This is a genomic window from Paenibacillus pabuli (genome assembly GCF_039831995.1).
GTDB lineage: Bacteria > Bacillota > Bacilli > Paenibacillales > Paenibacillaceae > Paenibacillus > Paenibacillus pabuli_C.
In genome coordinates, this window is sequence record NZ_JBDOIO010000003.1 from 2,444,931 (window position 1) to 2,460,795 (window position 15,865).

The window sequence follows — 15,865 nt, forward strand, 5'->3', positions numbered from 1 at the left end:
CATACTCATCCAATTCTCAACCTCTGGGATTATACGTTCATATCGTTTTAACAAGCCTTTACCGTTTAACATGAACAAATTTCTCCAACCACTCTTTTGCCTCTTGCAGCATCCCCAACGTTATTTGATGATTTACGCCTGCATACTCAATGAATTTAAGTGATGTGTGATTATCCTTTACAGACATGCGATCCATAAAGTATCGCTGGCTTTCGATAGGAATGGTTGTATCTTCTTTTCCATGCAGCAAGAGGAATGCTTGGTCAATAGAAGCGTCAATATTGAACAAAGGATCATATTTCCTGATATTCTCGGCTTCAATTGCACTCATCGGACTTCTCCCATCATGTTCACGAAAAATCTCCTCAGACCTTAACCAGGCACAAGAAGCATTCATGACCACTGCAGAGTTTACATTTGAATTTGTCGCGCAAACCCCACCTGCAATAAATCCACCATCCGAATTCCCAATAATGCCTACAGGATGGTCGTCCGTATTCAGGATATTTGTAACAGTATTGCTTGCCTCTTCAACTGCTTGTATTACGACTGACCAAAAGTGTTGTTGTAAAACACGGGTGTCAAAATACGCTAGATTACCACGTTCACCGTGGTGAGGTAGCTCAGGGATGATCACTTTGTATCCCCAATCCGAGATCATTGATCCAAAAAACAGATAGTCTCGTATATTGGACCCCCAACCATGATATAGGATGATTGTGCCTACAGGCGGTAAGTATGGATCTATCTGTAAGCAAGGCACTCCAGCAATTGTGCATTCATTTATTATTCTCATAATCCCTCGCCATACTTGATTATTAGGGTGAATTAATCGTAAATATGCTGTTAATTAATTTCACACACTATGATTTAATATTTTCACTACTTCTGATCCTTTTCGTCCTCTCTATTGTTCTTGTGCATTGTGGCCTACCAATTGGTTCTCAACTAAATAATCCTTTAGTAACTTTAGGTATTCTTTGCACGTCCTAATATAGTCCGTCTCTTCAAAATCTCTAGCTTCCAGTTCCTTGTTAGCTCTGTTTAGCATAACAACTATACCGTCATACGAACCACTGACTAACAGAGCTATTGAATGATTTATTGCGGTTATTAAATTATAATGTGATGAATTTCTTCTAAGGCCATATACGGGCAACGTATCTTTGGAATTCAGTTTAAGAATGAGTTTCCATATGTTATCGTCAATTGTCTTCACAAACTAGCCCCCTAATTTCTTAATCATTAGTAAGACTTATACGTCTCTATTAACCATGCAGCAAATTGCTCCTTTTCCTCAAACTGAGGATAGTGTGCCGAATGTTCAAACACCTTGAACTCTTTAACTGGAGCCTCCAGTTCATCGAAATACTTCCGTGCCGCATTCACCGATGTCATATAATCGTATTTTCCCATGACAAAGTAAGTCGGAATCTCCAGCTCTTTTACAAGGTCGGGTAAGTGATCGCCTGATTCCTCTTTCAAAAGCAGTTCCTGGGTAGCCTGAATGCCCATGAAGTATCGAATGACATCCAGTGCATTGTATTCAGGACCAAACAGGAAGCCGAGTATATAATCCCTATTTTCATCGATCTGTCTGGCTGCACCGCCGTATTTGCGCACCATATTCCTTGGCGTATACATCTCCCCTCGCTCAATTGAACCTCGTAGACGTTCCAGACTTGCCACGTCCTCTGAATGACCGGCCTGCTTCGCCTGAGCAATGGTATAATTCAGACTGTCCAGCTCACTCTGCACGTGATCAGCGACTTGTCCAATACCGATGTAAGCATGGAATTTGTCTGGTGCCTTGGCGGCAGCCTTTGTTCCTATGTATGTACCAAATGAATGACCGACCAAACTGACCTTATCCTGTCCAAGCTCCGCGGTCACATAATCGGTTAATGCCAATAAATCCTCTACAAGCACATCCGTCGTCAACCCCGAGTAATCCTCCAGAAAGTGATAAGACTTCCCACTCCCGCGCTGATCATAATGCACAATGGTAAAATGCTGTTCGAGCTCCTCCTGATATTTTCTGACATAAGGAATTTCGGAGCATCCCGGACCACCGTGTACAAAGATAAGGATAGGATTGTCCCGATCCATTCCCCGAATCATAACCTCATGGCCTGCGCCGTTGATCTCGACCTGCCCTAACGTGCTAATGCTGTTCTCACCCCTAATTGCTGGAGTCCAAGTCGGAAATATAAGCGAGAGTATGGCAATAAGCAGAAACACGATCAGAAAGCGTTTGGATACTTTAACAAGCAGCTTACGCATGGGGATGTCTCCTTTTGCACCATGATTCGATTGATTGAATTCAGCTGGCTAACTCTTACTCAGATAAGCTTTTTTTATAAAAATAAGGCCCACACATGTCTTCGTGAGTATGTACATAGGTCCAGGTAAACTGACGGTCGAAGATATAGATATCCTGTTCAGAATCAAAGTCCGCCGCAACGACTGCATTTGCATTTTCATATACCTGGATAAACGGCGTATGCTGATACATGACATATAAGTCATTTTTGAGCTCGGTATCAAAAGCATCTCGCGCTGCATCGCCCGTTAAACAAGGTTGTTTCTTATAACTAAACATATGCCATTTATATTGGCTGTAGTAGATCGCTTCTTTTACCTCGTCATCTATATTGCCGGCAAATACGTCATCCCACTGCTCAGGAATGCCCTCAGATTCCTCGCACAGCTCCGTCACCTGAACGGCCTTATTCTCCAGATTTTGCTCAAACATATATCTACGATATACAAGCTCGATCCGCGAGTACGCCACATTCAGTTCACTTTCAGGCAAAACGTCTAACATCTTATTGATTTGTTCTCGAATCACGTTGACCTCCGTTTAGAATGAAATTAGGTGTACCTTGGACCTGAACCAACACCCTTGTTCCTTACCGTCTACCTTCTTCTCGCAGTTCATAAGCCAATTGGTACATCTCCGCAATATCATGTCTATTCTGATTCTGAAATCTCCGAATGGCTTCGGCTATCTCTACAAGCTCTACGGCAACAACCTGCTCTCCATCCACCGGATTCAGCGGCTTGCCTACAAGTTCAACATCTCCATATCCAATCACTCTCACAAAATGAGGATGTGGAATATGTGGTCGATACGGCTCAGTGGCGCCAGATTTGCAATAGAATTGACCGAATATCCGATACGACTGCAGCTCCGCACCCAGCTCTTCCATCACTTCGCGCTTTAATGCATCCGAATAGCTCTCTCCAGGTTCCAATGTTCCTCCCGGCAGCTCCCATTTGCCATTATCCAGTTGAAACACGACGCACTGCTTCCCGACGAACGGGATAATGCTCACGTTGCTCACCATTGCTTCATCCACGATATCGTTCAACCTGAACTCCGCTGTAACCGTCCCCCAATGAATCGAAGCACTCAGTGCCGGAAATTGTTCAATACTTAAGCTTTGCATTCGCATCAGCCCCTCTCTAGATAAAGTAAAATCTTCCACTTCATTCTTTCTCCAATTATAGATGAAAGGATAGAAAGAAGGCCACCTTCCCTATTGGGATAAGTGACCTTCTAATCATGGACGAATAGTGACTATATATTCTCAGGCCCTGCGCCTTATTGGTGTACCAGTTTTCCATTCTCCAAAAAGAGAACCCGGTTGCACAGCGAAAGAACCCGCTCATCATGCGTAACCATGACTGCACTCTTGCCCTGCTCTGCAACCAGCTTCGCAATCATGCTAACAATATCGAGACCTCGTGCTGCATCCAGGCTGGCTGTCGGTTCGTCCGCCAGCAGCACAGCCGGATCATTCATTAACGCCCGCGCAATGGCAACCCGCTGACGTTCCCCGCCAGACAGCTTTTCGGCATATGCCTTCCGCCGATGAGCTAAGCCCACCGTGTTGAGCAGCTCATCCACTCGCTTCGCTGCCTTGGTTTTGTCCGTTCCGGCAAGCTTCGCAACGACCATCAGCTGTTCTTCCACTTTCAGATAAGGAATGAGGTTGGCGCTTTGAAAAATAAAACCGAGCTGCTGAAGCCGCACATTGGAAATGTCCTGTTTGCTTTTCCCCATAATCGATTTCCCATCAAGCAGAACTTGCCCCTCCGTTGGTTCAAGGAGTGCACCTGCAATGGACAGAAATGTACTTTTGCCTGACCCGGAAGGACCCATGACCGCCACGAGTTCCCCTTCGGCAACTTCAAGATCCAGCTTATCCAAAATCGTACGTTTGACCCCGCCATCCTCAAAGGTCTGTGTAATTCCCTGCAATACCAATCGGTTTCTCATGCTGCTGTCCTCCCAATCGCATCAAGCGCATCAATTTTGGCAACCTTCCACACCGAGAACAACGAACCGGCCACAGACATGATTACAAATAAAATGCAGGTCAGTGCCAGGGTGGACAAGCCCAATTGAAACGGCATTGAAGCTGGCAGGATGGACTCAAACAGTCGGACCAGCATAACGCTAACCACCAGACTGCCGATGGACAGAATCAGCACTTGCAAGGTAACACTCCTCGCCAGATAGGAATTCCGTGTCCCAATGGCTTTCAAAATGCCAAACTGACTCGTTTTCTGAATGGTGATGACGTAGAAAAATACCGCAAGTACAAATGCCGAGATGACAAACAGAAAGGCGATCATCATGAGCAGCGAACCCTGCTCTTCCTTATAGCCAGGAATGGCCGATACCGCTTCGGACTTCGTAATCACTTCGGCATTCGGCAATGCAGTACTCAGGCTGTCAACCTTCCCACCAGCATCCTTAATGGCAATGGCATTGTATAACGAAGCATTATTGCCTTCTGTACCTAAACTGGTACGTGAAACTCCTTGGAGCGCAAGCCATTCCTGTTCATTCAAGAACACGACTGGTGAGTGGCTGAAGGACTCATTTTGCACAAATCCACCGACTGTCCACTCCGTTCCCGATGCTTGATCCACCAAGACTGTCCCAATGGTCACGCCGGACTCCGACAGCTTTTGATCCACTACAACTTGTCCGTCCTTCTGATCCGTAATCGGAACGCCTTCAGTGACGGTTGGCGCAAGCCAGCTTTCTGGGTTCACCATAAACAGAGTGACATCTATTTTCTTGGTGTCGTCAGCCGGGCTAACGGTTGTCATTTTCACACCCAGCGGCTCTGCATTTTCTTGCCCTACCACCGAGCGCGACTGTTCAAGCTGATCCTGATTCACCTGCGACCGGGTAAAACGGTGATTTGAATCTTGTTCCAGAACGAAATGGGTTGCTGCCATATTTTTGATCGACGCGGCGTTGTCATACGCCAGCCCCTGCGCAAGACCTGTAACAAACAGTACCAAAAATGAAACCAGTACCATAATGGTAGCTATTAACGCATACCGCCCTTTGGCAAACCTCATCTCTCTAATAGCCAAGTACATATCTCTGACCTCCTCTTGATAAACCAAGTATAGGAGGTGAAAATGAACGGCAAATGAATAACAGATTACATCTGTGGAAGAGTCACAGTGAAGACCGTACCTTCGGCCGAACTGGAGACTTCAATTGTTCCGTCATGAATCCGGACAATCTTCTGCACAATGGCCAGCCCAAGCCCGGTTCGACCGGAAGAACGCTCCCGTGCACGGTCCACCCTATAGAAACGATCGAACAGGAATGGCAGATGCTCTGCCTCAATCCCATCCCCTGTATCCCGAATTTGGATTACACAGAGAGTATCGGTCTGCTCTGCTCGGATCTCGATGCTTCTTCCCTGCGGAAGATGATTCACTGCATTACCCAGCAGATTCATCCATACCTGCATGAGCAGTACTTCATTGCCAACCAGCTGAATGGATTCGGGTACCGATATCCGGAGCAGCAGCTCCTTTTCTTCCAGCTGCCATTGCAGCACCTGAACGGCTTGGCGGAATTGATCCCGCAGAGAGAACTCCTCTTTGGTCAGATCCTCCTGGCCTTGTTCGAGGGATGACAGCAGAAGCAGCTGTTTGCTGAGCAACGAGAGATGGCGGCTCTCTTCCACAATAATGGAAGCATAGTGCTCCCTTTCCTGTTCAGGAAGATCCCGATCTGAGAGCAGTTGGGCAAAACCCTGGATCGAGGTCAGCGGCGATTGAATCTCATGCGAGACGTTCGATACAAACTGCTGACGTGCCTGATCCACCCTTTCCAATTCACGACTCATCGTCATAAAATGCTGAGCCAGCTGCCCAATCTCGTCACGCCTCTTCGTGGGCAGTTTCAGATTATAGTTCCCTTGAACAATTCGCTTGGTCGCCTCCGACAGACGTTCAATTGGATTGACCAAGTAGCGCGTACTGATTAGAAAGATCAAGATACTAATACCTACCGTATGTGCCCCAATCAGTGCAAAAAAGATACGCAGTTCGCCAAATTGCAAAATGACGTCCGGGCGCATAAACAGGCCGTAGCTTGTATTTCCGATCTGCAGTTGAACACCAACGGTATTGCTTAACTGATTGTCAAAGAAACCCGTAATGAAGGGTTTGCTTGGAAACTGGGCAACACCATGGTAGACCTCACCGTGCAGCACCAAATCTACAGCTTGCTTGTCCAGATCCTTCTCTCGGAACTCACTACCGTAGAATTCATCAGTCCCCTTGCCATCTGTCACATAGATCTCGTAACCGAGAGCTGCAGCGTTGTCCAGATACTGCTTCATCATGTCTGGCTCCCGCTCCACAAATTGCTTCATTTGCATGGCGATGCCTACCAGCTTCTCGTCATTGAAAGACTTAAGCTTCGCATGATAATAGATATTGGATAGAAGAAAACCCAGCATGCCGCTGACCACAATCACAGCGATCGTAATGAGGAAGACTCGAACATACAAAGTCCTCACCGGGTTTTCACCTCCATCTTGTAACCGATCCCACGTACCGTATGAATCACAAAGTCGTCCGTATAATCGGCAAACCGATCGCGTAACCGCTTGATGTGCACATCCACCGTACGGTCATCACCTTCGTAATCTGCGCCCCAGACAAGCCTAATCAATTCATCCCGCGAGAATAATCGACCTGGATACTGTGCCAGCTGGGAGAGCAGTTCAAATTCCTTCATTGGCAAAAACAAAATGGATTGACCATCAGATACCTCCACGTTGTTCCGGTCAATCACAATGCGATTCATGCGAATGATATCACTTGACGTGCGGTGATAACGGCGAAACAGTGCCTTGACCCTGTAGATCAACTCTTCGGGTTCAAACGGCTTCGTCACATATTCATCCGTGCCTCTCAGATAGCCATCCCTTTTGTCGGATAGTTGATCCCTTGCCGTTAGCAGCATGATCGGTATGTCATACTGCTGCCGGATGAAATCACATAGCTCCAGACCGTCCATGCCTGGCATCATCACGTCCAGGATCGCCAGATCAATCGGCGTTTCTTTCATCAGTTTGACTGCTTCCACCCCATCCTGTGCTTCATGCACGCTATACCCCTCTTTGGTCATGACATGCCGAAGGAGTGCTCTAATGTTGGCGTCATCGTCCGCCAGAAGCAGATGTTTCATATGGTTGTCCGCCCCTCTGTTTCTAAGTTGAAAGTATAATGATCATATCCATTGGTTCGAATTATATAGCGAGACATCCGCACATGGATCCTGCACAGATGGTAGCACAAAAGCAAAGGCGTTCGCCAGCACCAGCGGAGTATTGCAATTATGTTTATATTTTCTTGAATCTGGTTGACACTAATATTAGGCGCATCTATAATAAAACCATAACATATGAACGATCGCTCATATATTCATTCGATGAATTAGATTCATGCAAGGGATATCCTAAGCCACAATAGCAATCATCATTATTACATAACGGAGCCATGCTCCAAAGGAGAGGATCTCGTATGTCCGGACATCACCACAATCACGACCATGGACACCATCATGCTCATCCCAATAACAAGAAAGTACTCCTGTTTTCCTTCATTATTATTACGCTCTATATGATCGTTGAAGCTGTAGGCGGCTTCGTGACCAACAGTCTTGCCCTCATCTCGGATGCAGGACATATGCTGTCAGACGCAGTCGCTCTCGGTATTGCTTTACTGGCATTTACCTTTGGGGAAAAAGCAGTGAATACTGGCAAAACCTACGGATATAGACGATTTGAGATTTTGGCTGCTACCTTAAACGGAATTACCTTAATCGCCATCTCCCTGTACATCTTTTACGAAGCCATCGGCCGCTTCATCCATCCACCGGAAGTAGCCACGTTCGGCATGCTGATCATCAGCATTGTTGGCTTGCTCGTGAACATTCTCGTTGCCTGGATCATGATGCGCGGCAGCGACACGGAAAACAATCTTAATATGCGAGGTGCCTACCTGCATGTTATCAGCGATATGCTGGGCTCCATTGGCGCCATTGTGGCAGCACTGCTGATGATGTTCTTTGGTTGGGGCTGGGCAGATCCACTCGCGAGTGTAATCGTGGCCGTGCTGGTGCTGCGAAGCGGGTTTTTCGTAACGAAGTCCTCCCTGCATATTTTGATGGAAGGTACCCCGGCGAATGTGGATGTCAATGATCTCGTACAAACGATTAAAAAAGTAGACGGTGTCCATGGCGTTCACGATGTGCATGTATGGTCCATCACAAGCAACCTGAATGCACTGACCGCTCATATCGTGGTCGATGGATCATTGAGTATCTATGAAGCTGAAGCGCTTGTGCAGAAGATCGAACATATGCTAGAGCATAAAGATATCAAGCATGTCACCTTGCAGGTGGAATCCGAGAAGCACCTTCACGACAGTTCAGTATTATGCACGGTTAAGGGCGACGCACCCGACGCGCATGCACATCATCACCATTGAGAATGGTGCAACGTATAACAGTAAAACAAAAACAGGGCTGATTCCCTCAAGGGAATGCCCTGTTTTTGTTTTGTGTATATCTGTCTTCTGTTATCAGTTGGCCCGAGTACTAATCTACCAAAACTTCTGGATTACTTGTACTTAGAGAGTAGTTTCTGTTTCTTTTGATCAAATTCAAAATCAGTAATGATGTTTTTTTCCTTCAACTCACCTAACTGCAAAAGTTGTTCATGAACATTAACGGGCGGCTTCTTCAATTTATTAGCTCTAACCAAAACAACAATTGAAAAAGGTATTGCGTACAACATGGTTAACAGCGCCAAAAATGCCGCGTTATCTGGATCTTCTGGCCCTAAACCGAGTATCATAAAAAACGTTAATGTGAACAACACGATCCCAATGGTCGACAATACTTTCAAAACAATTCCTCCCAAACATTATGTACTTTCTTATTGAAATTTTAAATACTTGTTAAAAAACTAAATATCTACTTCGTCCCAATTCATAATGACATAACCAAGTTGGAACAAAAGAATAACAAGATAGCTGATGTTAATTACGAAGCTTGTTTTGAATCTCTTAGTCTTCTCCCCATATTCTTCTTTACTCATTCTTCCACGTTCGAACCTAGTTCTTATTCTTTTGTTCTCTCTCCATAACAGAGCAAATTCAATGGCGAGCATCGAGCCACTGATCGAGAGGCACTTCTATAAACACTGATGTTAACCCATTGGACATTCCGATGGATTCGATCACTGGTACAGCATGTTCAGGCATTGAAATGGTATTTCCGGTTCTGCTCACCCCTTATAACCATTACTTCTCATCCGATTCAGTCCAGATGGCAAATTCGCCATACCCCAAATACTCACGCACTTCAAGAACCTGATGACCAAGCATAACTATTCCCATACCGTTCTCCGTGTCCCAATCCGTGCTGCCACCTAGTATGGCTCCCAGGATCTTATCCTTCGGATCAGCCGGATTCCGATAAAGTTCAACTTCGCCAACCGCCATGAACGTAAGAATCCCCCTGCCCTCCACTTCGGCCAAGCCTGCAGGGTAGTCCGCCGTATCACTCGACATTTTCTCTGTTTTCCATTCATATGCCCGGTTGCATATGTCGTTAACCGTGTCATCCGGCAAGCGATTCAGCACATCGTGGATATGCCACTCTGCCTCTTCTAAACTGATGTCTTCCGTATTAAATCGATACTCCACCTCGGATTGGAACAACTCAAGCATCCCGTATCCAGAGACCCGATTCTCATCTGATGGCTCTTCTACGCCAACACGTTCCAAATGAAATCTTTCAGTCATACGATCCCTCCTTCATTAATCTCCGCCTCCGCCACAAGATGAGCAGCTGGATGAACTGCAGGAAGAGTCAGAAGAGGAGCTGCTGCACGATGAACCGGAATTTCCCGAGGAACCGCTGCTGTCGTTACAATGATCGGCATAACAGCTTGAACTGCTTGAACAACTGCTGCTTGACGAAGCTCCTTGGGCTGCCTTTTCCGGTGGGATAAGTTCCTGTTCGAGACGTCCCATGTGCACTCCGTACGTTGCCTCATGATACATGGAATGGTATACCATGGCACTCGCCATGATGAGAGCCACATCGGCTGTACCCGAGGATTCGAGGGATAGCTCTTGTTCGTTTAGACTTGCCGATCTCTGCAGCCTATCCATCAAATAAGAAATGACCTGTGCAGCTTCAGGATCTTCCTGCATGCGTCTCGTGTGGAAAAATTGATTCACCAATTCAGTTCGATCTCCCTGAGCGATCAGCTTCTGCAGGTCACCGGATATCGGGTAGCTGAAGAACTCCCCCCAGATTGCGGAGCTATATGGAGTGAACTCGAATAATTGACAGTATACCCAGTCAAACCATGCCCGTGCACCTGGATTCTCACGGCGGGTAACTGCCGGCTCATGATGTACCGTAGAACCCATAAATTCTGCACAATAATCAGCGTAGGATTTGGTAAACATCAGCATTTCGTGCCATAACTCGTCTACCTCATCGCTAAACATCGGGACCTGTTTCAGCAGAGAAGCCATAACGAAGTATCTTTTAAGCTCGAGCAGCTTCCATCGATACTCCAGCTTTTTCATATGAGGATATTCCTGCTCCATACGGAGCTTAAGTTTATTCGAAAAATGCTTATTAAAGCTCTTCTCCAATTGTTGAACAGTTTTATCGTAGGAAATGTCATCACGCAGTCCCAGATTCAAAGGTAATTTTTTGCGTCTATACGTAACTCTCGTGTGCCTTCTGCGTCTTCCTTTTGAACGAAAAATTCTGATCCTGCGCCGAATCACCAAGGCTGCAATCACCAGTAATCCTGCTGCAATGTAGTAGTAGATAGGCATAAAGAGCCTCTCCTCTCCGTTGTTCTTTTCTATGTATGGGTGAAACTCCCATAAGTATAATCGACGATTCAAAACTATTAAAGAGCCCTTAGGCATACAAGCCAGGGCCCTTTAATATCATAGCTCATTCGTCTCGATGGACTCTCGGTATTCTGAATCGCACTCCACACAGCATTAATGCTATATGCGTACGTTTAAAACTTTCTACTTATGCTGTAACTGTAATCGTTGATCATTAACAAATGCTTGTAAAAAGAACATCTCGTTCTCGTTGGGAGTCCGCTCATGTTCTTTCTCGAAGTTTGTTATTGCGCTATCTAATGATGTAGATGTCACTGCTCTATTACAGGAAGTCAGCTCTCTCCAAAACACATCCATCTCATCCAGGTCACATATGGATTCATGCCCGAGTAGGAAATGATCCGCATCATACTTTTGAATATCCTCTATCATCGGTAACAACATAGCTTGCTTGTAATGAAACAATGAATTAGTTGTTGTTCCATAAGGGCTGTCTCCAAGGAAAATAGTCTTTTCATCCGGAATGTATACGATTGTTGAATCATCTGTATGTGTGCTCCGAATGGTTTCAATCCTACAGACCTTATTGCCCAAATCAAGTTCGAGAGAACCTTCAAAACTGATATCAGAATCATTTAATTGATACGAGTTTCTCATGGGTATTTCATTCTTGATGATCTCCATACAGTGAGAACTCATCTTGTTTGACTCGACATATTCATGGAGTGAGTGGTCATCAAAAGAAAAGTTTCTCCAGATGTTCATCATTTGTTGGGTTAAACGATTAACAATAATCGTCGCATTGAATTCATTCATTCCTAAAAAATGATCCCAATGCGCATGCGTGATAACCAGATATTTAATTGGGGGTACATCTAAACGGCTTATTTCCTGCAAAAATTCTTGGGCATGCTGAACCGAATTCCCGCCATCGATCACTAGACTATATTGATCTCCACATACTAATCCTAAAGTCGGTCTATCTTTATCATTCTGGTTAGATAAGTAATAGATCGATTCACTTAATTTATTTAACATGTCAATTCTCCTCTAATTGTATTGTTGGAGTAAGAGAAAAACCGCATGTTAATGGATATTAACCATGGATCTTTCTCGTTTTAGCGATTTACCAATGGAATCACCCCGATTTCGTTTTTAGGTAGTACGTATGTAAATGCTTTTTAAGATAAGGCAATAATCAAACTCGTTATAAGAAGCACCAGCGTTACCGGAGCCCAAATTCTTCTTTCCCATACGCTGCGTGTTATGAGATTTAGGATTGTCCCCAGTACCAGATACCCAACAATAAACCAAATTGCTGTATCTGCAAATGAAGACCACTCAGGCAATAACACACCCGCTCTACTCAGTACAACTAAACCAATGAATACGAGAATAGTGATCTGCAGTAAACAGGAAAAGCGCATTGGTGTCGGATATTTCCCGGGAAACTTCCCACCCATCGCCGCCTCTCCCCACGGCATACCTGCAGCGAGTGCCACTTGAAAGAGAATGACAATCAGAATTAGGACAGTAAACAATATCGAAGACACTAATATCACCAATTCACATCCCCACATCTAAATGTAGTTTCTTTTCCTTATACTTTATTGACGTAAATCGGTCAGTATTCTTCAAACCACAATCGATAAAATTCTTCTGAAAACCAAAACCATATGAAACCCAGAATCAACATGATGCATCCTAATATTTTCAGAATCACTTCGATCATCTTAGGGAGTTTCATGCTCGGCAAGTTTTCTTCAAATTCGCTATTCGGTTTTATGCCTCGATATCTCATCAAAACAAATAGTTGATAAAGAATATCGGGAAAGAAATAAACCACTATACCTGTCACAAATACCGGAATAGATAAGTAACCAAACGTACTGGTTGTCCATTCAATCTCGATTCTATCCATTTTCTTAACATATAAATTCATTAGATTATATATCAAAATGAGCTCGTTCTTTTTGAGTGGAACTGAAAATATAATCCGGGTAATGATTGGCTAAAGGTGGAAGTTCATGCTCCCGGAAAAATTGCAAATCCTTCATCTCTTCATTATTTGATGTTACTTGTCCCGATTGGATTCTGCATTCAAATACAATGGTTAAATATTCAACTTGATGACCGTTATGGTATGTAAAACGTTGACCTTCTCCGCCGTAGACACCAATGATCTTTTCGGACTCAATGACAAGACCTGTTTCCTCAAATGCTTCTCTGACCATCGCTTGTGCCGGTGTTTCACCAATCTCAATTGCCCCAGCAATTAACCCCCATGTTGATTCATTATGTTTACGTCCAAATAGGATCTCTCCATGTTCATTTCGAATAATACCAGCCACACCTGGCATAAATATGAGCTCATTCCCAATCTTAGCTCTAAGGTTCTTATAGTAATCAGACATACTCAATTGCAGTTCCCCCCTTCAGACAGTTTATAAAATGCTACAACTGACATCAATCACACTTCGTTCTGTGTTACTCTTGTTCTACAACAATATCTTGGCACTGGATAATCAGTTCAGACATTTCTTCACCATCAAAAAGCATATGTAGTTCATATCCATTTTCGATACAATACAGTTCTTGATATAGCCAGTACCTACCGACGATGTTTCCTTCTTGCTTAATGATCTCAGGTGCAATAAACGTAATCTTATTTAAATTCGTGAACCCTCCACGGGTATCGAATCGAATGACCAAGTCCGAATCCGAGACCAAGTCCGTCACGGTGCAATCATGAAAATGGATCTGGTTACGAATATGTTCAGGAATAGGTTCAGCTAGCTGCGCCTCTCTATATTCCTTCGAGATCATTTGCATTTGAGCTTCATTTAATTTGCTCTGTTTTTTCAACTGCTGCATGACCTCTTTAGTGCAATAACCCAGGGCAAATACACGGATATCTGCAATTTGGTCATAGATCTCTTTCGGTAGTTGTACAATCTTGTTTTCGCAGTTCCATTCCAGATTACTTTTAAATTCTTGTTTGCTGCCTAACTCGTCAAAAGGTGGCCTCGCATCGTAATCTGCAATTAACTTCTCTATATGCTCTCTTTCCTCAGTCGGCATATGATAAACCATCGTATCCTCTTCCGATACCTCATCCCCACTAATAAATTTCTCCGCACGCACAAGAACCGCACCATCCTGCTCTAGCATAAAACGGGGGTCAACATTGTAAACATCTCGTTGAAACTTTACATGCTCTTTTTCTTTTCTTTTATATAATCGAAGATAAAGCTCTTCATCTATTTGTCGAGCTCCGCTGTGTACTCGCATACCAAAGTGAAGATGTGTGCGTTGGCAAAGTTCATACCATTCTTTTGTAAGATATTTCATGAGTACTCTCTCCTATTTCAATTCTTCAGTTTGGCTTGGACGATCCAATGAACTGCATCTAAAATATCTTTTGCTATGTAATCAGGTTCCGTTTCCGCCCACTTGTTTCTATACGTTGTTAATGACGATTCTCCCCAGCCTGTTCTTACAAGAACCTTCTTGGCTCCTACTGCGTGAGCAGCAAGCATATCCGTATCGCCCACGTCGCCAATAACGATACATCTTGTTAGATCTAAATGATGTTGCTGTTGAGCCTCTAACAACATACCCGGTTTGGGTTTTCGGCAGCTGCATTCTTGTTCATGTGGGCAGATATAGGATTGATCGAATCCGTATTCACTAAATTGTTCTTCAAACTCTTGAATGGTTGCCTCTCCACGCGATATCCGATACTGATTCGTTATAGCAAATACCTTGATTCCATTTCTCTTCAGAAGCGTTATAGCTTCTTGTGCATTAGGGTATAACTCAAATTCTCTAGGGTGAATAAAGTGGCCTGTGCCACCGATGGTTCCATCTCTGTCCATAAAAACAGCTTGTATGTCCAAATTTGCTTTGATCATGGTTTATTCCTTTCTCCGTTAACTACCGCAATAAAATCATGTTATTTTTATAATAAATGTTATATAACTTCAGTCAATATCTTATTTTTCTTTATGGCGTTCATGCTGATTTTCCAAGGAATACAACGGAAGAAATCAAGGATGTAGAAACTGCTTCTTCAATAGAGCATAGATAACAGTATCCACAAACTGCTTCTTCCAATAATAATGTTCCTTTAGAATTCCTTCTTCTCTCAATCCAATGTTCTCAAGCAACTTTCTGGATCCCATATTCTTTGGCTCTACATAGGCTTCAATTCGGTTTAATGCAAGATGGCTAAATCCAAATTCAATGATCCGTTGGATCGCCTCGGTCATATACCCTTGTCCCCAATACTCAGGTGCATAGCCTATGTGAGCTTTATAATGATTTTTTGCCCAACCGTGAAATCCACATGTGCCAATCACCTTGTTCTCCGATTTCAAAGTAATTCCCCAGCGAATGGCCTGCTCTTGATCAAATCGATCACTCCATCTATGAATGAGTTCTTCCGCTTGTTCAACACTCGTAAAACTCTCCACATCATAAAACTTCGTCACTTCATCTGAAGAAAAATAATGAAATATATCTTTTGAATCTTCTTGTTTAATCTCTCTTAATACGAACCGAGCTGTCTCTAACACGGGAAAATGAGGCATATTATTCTCCTTTTATGGGCTGACCCAAATTCTTCAGAATGATCCTAACA

Annotated in this window: 19 protein-coding genes; 1 reads left to right on the top strand and 18 read right to left on the bottom strand. The window is 44.0% G+C overall.

Translation table 11 applies throughout. The features are described from left to right. Positions 1–58 precede the first annotated feature (58 nt). The 9 genes from ABGV42_RS13115 to ABGV42_RS13155 all read right to left on the bottom strand — a co-directional run bounded on the left by ABGV42_RS13115 (position 59) and on the right by ABGV42_RS13155 (position 7,522). Positions 59–796, bottom strand: a complete 738-nt coding sequence (locus ABGV42_RS13115) for an alpha/beta hydrolase (RefSeq protein ID WP_347382031.1) — start codon at positions 794–796, stop codon at positions 59–61. Positions 797–907: 111 nt separating this feature from the next. Next, complete coding sequence (locus ABGV42_RS13120) at positions 908–1,219, bottom strand: hypothetical protein (RefSeq protein ID WP_347382032.1); 312 nt, start codon at positions 1,217–1,219, stop codon at positions 908–910. A gap of 26 nt (positions 1,220–1,245) precedes the next feature. Beyond that, positions 1,246–2,283: an alpha/beta fold hydrolase gene (locus ABGV42_RS13125; RefSeq protein ID WP_347382033.1), complete on the bottom strand. Its 1,038-nt coding sequence runs from the start codon at positions 2,281–2,283 to the stop codon at positions 1,246–1,248. A gap of 55 nt (positions 2,284–2,338) precedes the next feature. After that, entirely contained in the window at positions 2,339–2,851 is a 513-nt protein-coding gene (locus ABGV42_RS13130; protein ID WP_347382034.1) for a DUF4275 family protein, read from the bottom strand. 61 nt (positions 2,852–2,912) lie between these two features. After that, positions 2,913–3,452 (bottom strand): NUDIX hydrolase, encoded by a 540-nt coding sequence (locus ABGV42_RS13135; RefSeq protein WP_347382035.1) that lies wholly within the window; start codon positions 3,450–3,452, stop codon positions 2,913–2,915. A gap of 155 nt (positions 3,453–3,607) precedes the next feature. Next, positions 3,608–4,285 (bottom strand): ABC transporter ATP-binding protein, encoded by a 678-nt coding sequence (locus ABGV42_RS13140; protein ID WP_347382036.1) that lies wholly within the window; start codon positions 4,283–4,285, stop codon positions 3,608–3,610. Continuing rightward, on the bottom strand, positions 4,282–5,406 hold the full coding sequence (locus tag ABGV42_RS13145; RefSeq protein ID WP_347382037.1) for an ABC transporter permease: 1,125 nt from the start codon (positions 5,404–5,406) through the stop codon (positions 4,282–4,284). Before ABGV42_RS13145 ends, ABGV42_RS13140 begins: the two co-directional genes overlap by 4 nt. A gap of 65 nt (positions 5,407–5,471) precedes the next feature. After that, the gene (locus ABGV42_RS13150; protein ID WP_347382038.1) at positions 5,472–6,848 is read right to left on the bottom strand and encodes a sensor histidine kinase; all 1,377 of its coding nucleotides are present in this window, start codon (positions 6,846–6,848) and stop codon (positions 5,472–5,474) included. After that, positions 6,845–7,522 (bottom strand): response regulator transcription factor, encoded by a 678-nt coding sequence (locus ABGV42_RS13155; RefSeq protein ID WP_347382039.1) that lies wholly within the window; start codon positions 7,520–7,522, stop codon positions 6,845–6,847. Before ABGV42_RS13155 ends, ABGV42_RS13150 begins: the two co-directional genes overlap by 4 nt. A gap of 335 nt (positions 7,523–7,857) precedes the next feature. Here ABGV42_RS13155 and ABGV42_RS13160 point away from each other — a divergent pair, with 335 nt between their 5' ends. Next, positions 7,858–8,826 (top strand): cation diffusion facilitator family transporter, encoded by a 969-nt coding sequence (locus tag ABGV42_RS13160; protein ID WP_347382040.1) that lies wholly within the window; start codon positions 7,858–7,860, stop codon positions 8,824–8,826. 131 nt (positions 8,827–8,957) lie between these two features. On the opposite strand, the gene ABGV42_RS13165 is transcribed toward ABGV42_RS13160, so the two are convergent. The 9 genes from ABGV42_RS13165 to ABGV42_RS13205 all read right to left on the bottom strand — a co-directional run bounded on the left by ABGV42_RS13165 (position 8,958) and on the right by ABGV42_RS13205 (position 15,815). Next, entirely contained in the window at positions 8,958–9,245 is a 288-nt protein-coding gene (locus ABGV42_RS13165) for an SHOCT domain-containing protein (RefSeq protein ID WP_347382041.1), read from the bottom strand. A 397-nt stretch (positions 9,246–9,642) separates the two neighbouring features. Then, the gene (locus tag ABGV42_RS13170; protein WP_347382042.1) at positions 9,643–10,146 is read right to left on the bottom strand and encodes a DUF6985 domain-containing protein; all 504 of its coding nucleotides are present in this window, start codon (positions 10,144–10,146) and stop codon (positions 9,643–9,645) included. 15 nt (positions 10,147–10,161) lie between these two features. Continuing rightward, positions 10,162–11,202 carry a hypothetical protein gene (locus ABGV42_RS13175; protein WP_347382043.1) on the bottom strand — a complete coding sequence of 347 codons (1,041 nt, stop codon included), beginning with the start codon at positions 11,200–11,202 and terminating at the stop codon, positions 10,162–10,164. 204 nt (positions 11,203–11,406) lie between these two features. Beyond that, on the bottom strand, positions 11,407–12,261 hold the full coding sequence (locus ABGV42_RS13180) for an MBL fold metallo-hydrolase (RefSeq protein WP_347382044.1): 855 nt from the start codon (positions 12,259–12,261) through the stop codon (positions 11,407–11,409). Positions 12,262–12,404: 143 nt separating this feature from the next. Then, positions 12,405–12,785, bottom strand: coding sequence for a hypothetical protein (locus tag ABGV42_RS13185; RefSeq protein ID WP_347382045.1), 381 nt, complete (start codon positions 12,783–12,785; stop codon positions 12,405–12,407). A gap of 384 nt (positions 12,786–13,169) precedes the next feature. After that, on the bottom strand, positions 13,170–13,637 hold the full coding sequence (locus tag ABGV42_RS13190) for an NUDIX domain-containing protein (RefSeq protein WP_347383227.1): 468 nt from the start codon (positions 13,635–13,637) through the stop codon (positions 13,170–13,172). Positions 13,638–13,710: 73 nt separating this feature from the next. After that, positions 13,711–14,574: a DUF4085 family protein gene (locus ABGV42_RS13195; protein ID WP_347382046.1), complete on the bottom strand. Its 864-nt coding sequence runs from the start codon at positions 14,572–14,574 to the stop codon at positions 13,711–13,713. A gap of 17 nt (positions 14,575–14,591) precedes the next feature. Then, on the bottom strand, positions 14,592–15,137 hold the full coding sequence (locus ABGV42_RS13200; protein ID WP_347382047.1) for an HAD-IIIA family hydrolase: 546 nt from the start codon (positions 15,135–15,137) through the stop codon (positions 14,592–14,594). A gap of 135 nt (positions 15,138–15,272) precedes the next feature. After that, entirely contained in the window at positions 15,273–15,815 is a 543-nt protein-coding gene (locus tag ABGV42_RS13205) for a GNAT family N-acetyltransferase (protein ID WP_347382048.1), read from the bottom strand. Positions 15,816–15,865 lie beyond the last annotated feature (50 nt).

Coding starts and splice junctions, on each gene's coding strand:
- ABGV42_RS13170 (WP_347382042.1), bottom strand. CDS start 10,146: ATGACTGAAAGATTTCATTTGGAACGTGTTGGCGTAGAAGAGCCATCA.
- ABGV42_RS13135 (WP_347382035.1), bottom strand. CDS start 3,452: ATGCAAAGCTTAAGTATTGAACAATTTCCGGCACTGAGTGCTTCGATT.
- ABGV42_RS13160 (WP_347382040.1), top strand. CDS start 7,858: ATGTCCGGACATCACCACAATCACGACCATGGACACCATCATGCTCAT.
- ABGV42_RS13200 (WP_347382047.1), bottom strand. CDS start 15,137: ATGATCAAAGCAAATTTGGACATACAAGCTGTTTTTATGGACAGAGAT.
- ABGV42_RS13155 (WP_347382039.1), bottom strand. CDS start 7,522: ATGAAACATCTGCTTCTGGCGGACGATGACGCCAACATTAGAGCACTC.
- ABGV42_RS13140 (WP_347382036.1), bottom strand. CDS start 4,285: ATGAGAAACCGATTGGTATTGCAGGGAATTACACAGACCTTTGAGGAT.
- ABGV42_RS13145 (WP_347382037.1), bottom strand. CDS start 5,406: ATGTACTTGGCTATTAGAGAGATGAGGTTTGCCAAAGGGCGGTATGCG.
- ABGV42_RS13125 (WP_347382033.1), bottom strand. CDS start 2,283: ATGCGTAAGCTGCTTGTTAAAGTATCCAAACGCTTTCTGATCGTGTTT.
- ABGV42_RS13190 (WP_347383227.1), bottom strand. CDS start 13,637: ATGTCTGATTACTATAAGAACCTTAGAGCTAAGATTGGGAATGAGCTC.
- ABGV42_RS13115 (WP_347382031.1), bottom strand. CDS start 796: ATGAGAATAATAAATGAATGCACAATTGCTGGAGTGCCTTGCTTACAG.
- ABGV42_RS13205 (WP_347382048.1), bottom strand. CDS start 15,815: ATGCCTCATTTTCCCGTGTTAGAGACAGCTCGGTTCGTATTAAGAGAG.
- ABGV42_RS13195 (WP_347382046.1), bottom strand. CDS start 14,574: ATGAAATATCTTACAAAAGAATGGTATGAACTTTGCCAACGCACACAT.
- ABGV42_RS13180 (WP_347382044.1), bottom strand. CDS start 12,261: ATGTTAAATAAATTAAGTGAATCGATCTATTACTTATCTAACCAGAAT.
- ABGV42_RS13175 (WP_347382043.1), bottom strand. CDS start 11,202: ATGCCTATCTACTACTACATTGCAGCAGGATTACTGGTGATTGCAGCC.